The sequence below is a fragment of the Weissella sp. DD23 genome (assembly GCF_001579105.1).
GTDB classification, from domain to species: domain Bacteria; phylum Bacillota; class Bacilli; order Lactobacillales; family Lactobacillaceae; genus Weissella; species Weissella cibaria.
Map to the genome: position 1 here is coordinate 15314 of NZ_KQ970403.1, position 3484 is coordinate 18797.

A 3484-nucleotide genomic window follows, 5' to 3' on the forward strand; every position below is an offset into this window, starting at 1 on the left:
CACAATGTGGTTGAGGCGGGATAGATTCAGAAGAATGCTCCCGTCCAAACCGGCTGCTCCATTCGCAATTGACGTGCGGGCACCCTGCGTCACAACCGGGATATGATGCGTCGTCGCAAATTGCAACGTGGCTTGGACGTCCGCCACCGAAGTAGCAAACACCACTGCGATCGGTTGCCCCTCAGCTGCTGTTTCTTGGGTATAGGGATTCAGCCGGTATTCTGCAAGCACAGGCGGCTCGGTGACCACCTCACCATCTGGTAATGCTAATGTTGTTAAATCTGTGCTCATACTTTCCTCCAAATAAAAAACGTCCCGTCGCAGCACAATTGTCTGCAACGGGACGACTCATCATCGTGTTACCACCCGAATTCTGCCCAAAATCACCTTTGGACACTTATCAAGTACGCGCTAAAAAGCGGTGATACTCTAGCGCGATAACGGGCGCACCCGGAAACGACGTTCATCATCATCGTTTCAACCCACTCCAAGGCCATATTCACCAACTAAGTTGATTGCTTCACACCCTACGCAACTCTCTGAACAACTTAGGCTTGGTTACTCACCTCTTCTTCGTTGCACTTATTGTAGTCACGTTAAAATGAAAAGTCAATAAGTTTATTAGAATCGTTCTCATTTAATTTCCGAACACTACCCCGGGTACCCTTTTCAGGCCACTGATACCGGGGGTTATGCTAATATATGTCAGTTCCTATTTGGCAGCCACCGCGCTGCAACACGTGCAATCCCTGGTCCACGTTAATCCCGGCAGGAGGACAGACAATGGCAAGTGCTTTTAACAGTGCCGATATCGCGGCGAAGAAACAAGAATTGGGTTACCCCGCTGATACATCAAACTTGGCTTACATTCAAGCCAGCCACAAATTAGAGGACGTCATCGCGGCGTTCAACTCGTTCACGGGTAAGAACTATGTGGTCAGTTTTGAACCAACGGGCTTGTTGTTCATGGGGTTGACGCCACTAAACCAATTTAACGGCAATGATCAATTCGTGGCGTTAACTGAGATTGGTGCCATCGCCTACCGCGACGAAGCGGTTTTCAACGGTCACGAAATCAGCGACGCTGAAACGTTGGTTTTGGATTCGCTAGCTGGTGAACACACGGAGCACCAATTGTACACGTCATTGTCGATGGCCGACTGGGTCGCTACGGATGTGGCGAACGTTAATGCGATTATTGATGGGTATAACCAGGTGGGTTAATTGTTTTGGGTATAGTTAAGGGGATGCATCTTGCGGTGCATCCCCTTTTTGGTGTGTCTTTAATTAAAACGGCAACGTTATTGCCACATTTTTGCGTTTTCACGAATTAAATCGTGTGAGTCTTTAATTGTTTCAATCATCATATCTGGAGATTTTGCCACCTTCGTACCGTAAAACTGCACAAAACCAGCAGTCACTTTAGATATTTTTGAAAACAGGCGGTTTGCCATAATGACTTTCGCTGGGAAATAATATGTTAGTACGTCAGCCATGGCATCGTCGGTCCACTGACCAGGTACTTCACGATGATATATATACATCATTTCACCCGTCGCTTCTAAAATATTTTCAGCATCCTTATCTTTGGCAACGAGTGGCTTTTCTTGCCAAACATCCGATGTTAAGTAATCTGTAATTAACACTTTCATCTGCTCATCAACTTCAGCAGCCACTTCATCGCTGTACTCCGGCTTATCCTGGAATAATCCGTTATCTTCAAAGAAATCCATCATTTTACCCCCGTTTGCTTATATTCACAATTATACCGGAGTTTCAGCCAATCAAAACCCGAGGCACCATTTTCTTCAAGGTTTTGTCGTACTTTATCCACAACAAAAGGTGCCCATAACTTAATGCAGGCGCCTTGATTTAAAGCATTTTTAACGTGACTTCACGTAAGCATCAACTGCCACAAGTGCGTTTGCAACATCTTCAGCCGTGACTTCAAATGGCATTTGGTGGATTGTCTCACCTTCCGCCGTCGCTTGGACACCAATCTTCAATAGATCTTCACGAGAAGCATTCTCTAAATGCATTTCTGCCAAGGTCGTGGGCAAACCTAACTTCTGATAGAAATCAATGTACTTATTCAGCGTCTCAGCCGTTTCGTTTTGCAAAACCAACTGCGTCAACGTACCGTACGCTACCTTTTCACCGTGGGTTAAGTGGTGAATATCACCCGTCAATGCTGTGAAACCATTGTGAATTGCGTGCGCTGCGGCTAAACCACCTGATTCAAAGCCTAACCCTGATAATAGGGTATTCGCTTCAACAACTGATTCAAGAGCTGCCGTAACGACCCCTTGTCGGTTGGCTTCAATTGCTTGCAGGCCGTAGTTGAATAGCGTTTCTTCCGCTTTCTCGGCAATCGCGACAGCGGCCAACGTTTGCTTACCACCAGCCATTGTGTCACCATGCTTCTCACTCACAGCCTTTACCTCAATCAAAGTTGCCATTGCATCCGCAATTCCTGATGCCAGATAGCGAACTGGTGACTTGGCAATAACATCCGTATCGACCATCACTAATTCTGGATTCTTTTTGTAGAATAGGTAACTCTCAAACGCTCCATCATCTGTGTAGATAACAGACAAAGCTGAAGTTGGTGCATCCGTTGACGCCAGCGTTGGCAAGATGACCACAGGTAAGTCCGCTTCATCTGCGATTGCCTTTGCAGAGTCAATTGCCTTACCACCACCTAAACCAAGTACGACGTCACTCTGGTTTTCACGGGCAATCTCGACCGCACGGGCAATTTCTGAGCGTGATGCTTCTCCTTGAAAGGCAACCCGAGTATATGACATGCCGGCTGCTTCCAAATTTTTAGCAAATATCTCGCCAACAGCCGACCATGTGTGATTACCAGCTAGCAACAAAGCATTTGATCCCAACTCTTTAATGTGTTCTATCCCCGTTTCCAAAACATGTGCCCCTTGCACATAACGTGATGGACTTGCAAAAACTCGTTCCATGGTTATTCCCTCCAAAGTTCAACTTGTGATTTTGTTCACATTTATTATAGCACTTAAAACACTAATTAAGTTAGTCGAATTACAGTACAAAATATCTCCGTTTTATCAAACTGGAAAATCAAATAGAACAATTAGTTCCCTTTTTGTCAACTCTTTCGTCCAAAATACAGTAGACTAAATATTAGGTTTAACTGTTAAAAAAGAAAAGAGATGACTCCTGCAAAAACGATATCGAACACATCTAACATTTCAGTCAATTTTCTAAGGAGATACTAAATGGCATTAACAGAAGAAGACGTACGTATTGCTTATGCTGCAAGTAAGATTACAACTGGTAACAACCGTTCAAACTCTGGACGTGTTGCACTTTGGCTAGAAACCTCAGTTGATGATGTGAACCAGATTATTGATCAATATTCACTTCCTATCAAGAAGACGGCGGCAATTTCGCACTTTTAGCTTCTGATTTTTCTCAGAAATAAGTACTTGATGACAAATATAACGGGCCA

5 protein-coding genes and 1 other annotated feature are annotated in these 3484 nt (G+C 44.7%); of the genes, 2 read left to right on the forward strand and 3 right to left on the reverse strand.

Annotated elements, in window-relative coordinates:
- The coding region (locus WEIDD23_RS11750) for an FAD-binding oxidoreductase (RefSeq protein WP_156469656.1) at positions 1–291 on the reverse strand (291 nt) is incomplete at its 3' end.
- Positions 292–336: 45 nt separating this feature from the next.
- Positions 337–583: a binding site (T-box leader), on the reverse strand.
- A gap of 200 nt (positions 584–783) precedes the next feature.
- Between WEIDD23_RS11750 and WEIDD23_RS11755 the strand changes: the two genes are divergently transcribed.
- Entirely contained in the window at positions 784–1224 is a 441-nt protein-coding gene (locus WEIDD23_RS11755; protein ID WP_010370584.1) for a hypothetical protein, read from the forward strand.
- A gap of 77 nt (positions 1225–1301) precedes the next feature.
- On the opposite strand, the gene WEIDD23_RS11760 is transcribed toward WEIDD23_RS11755, so the two are convergent.
- Both WEIDD23_RS11760 and WEIDD23_RS11765 read right to left on the reverse strand, forming a co-directional pair.
- Positions 1302–1736, reverse strand: coding sequence for a hypothetical protein (locus WEIDD23_RS11760; protein WP_137636378.1), 435 nt, complete (start codon positions 1734–1736; stop codon positions 1302–1304).
- A gap of 147 nt (positions 1737–1883) precedes the next feature.
- A complete protein-coding gene (locus WEIDD23_RS11765; protein ID WP_010370577.1) occupies positions 1884–2975 on the reverse strand; it encodes a glycerol dehydrogenase in 1092 nt (363 codons plus the stop codon).
- A 276-nt stretch (positions 2976–3251) separates the two neighbouring features.
- Between WEIDD23_RS11765 and WEIDD23_RS11770 the strand changes: the two genes are divergently transcribed.
- Entirely contained in the window at positions 3252–3434 is a 183-nt protein-coding gene (locus tag WEIDD23_RS11770) for a hypothetical protein (RefSeq protein WP_010370575.1), read from the forward strand.
- Positions 3435–3484 lie beyond the last annotated feature (50 nt).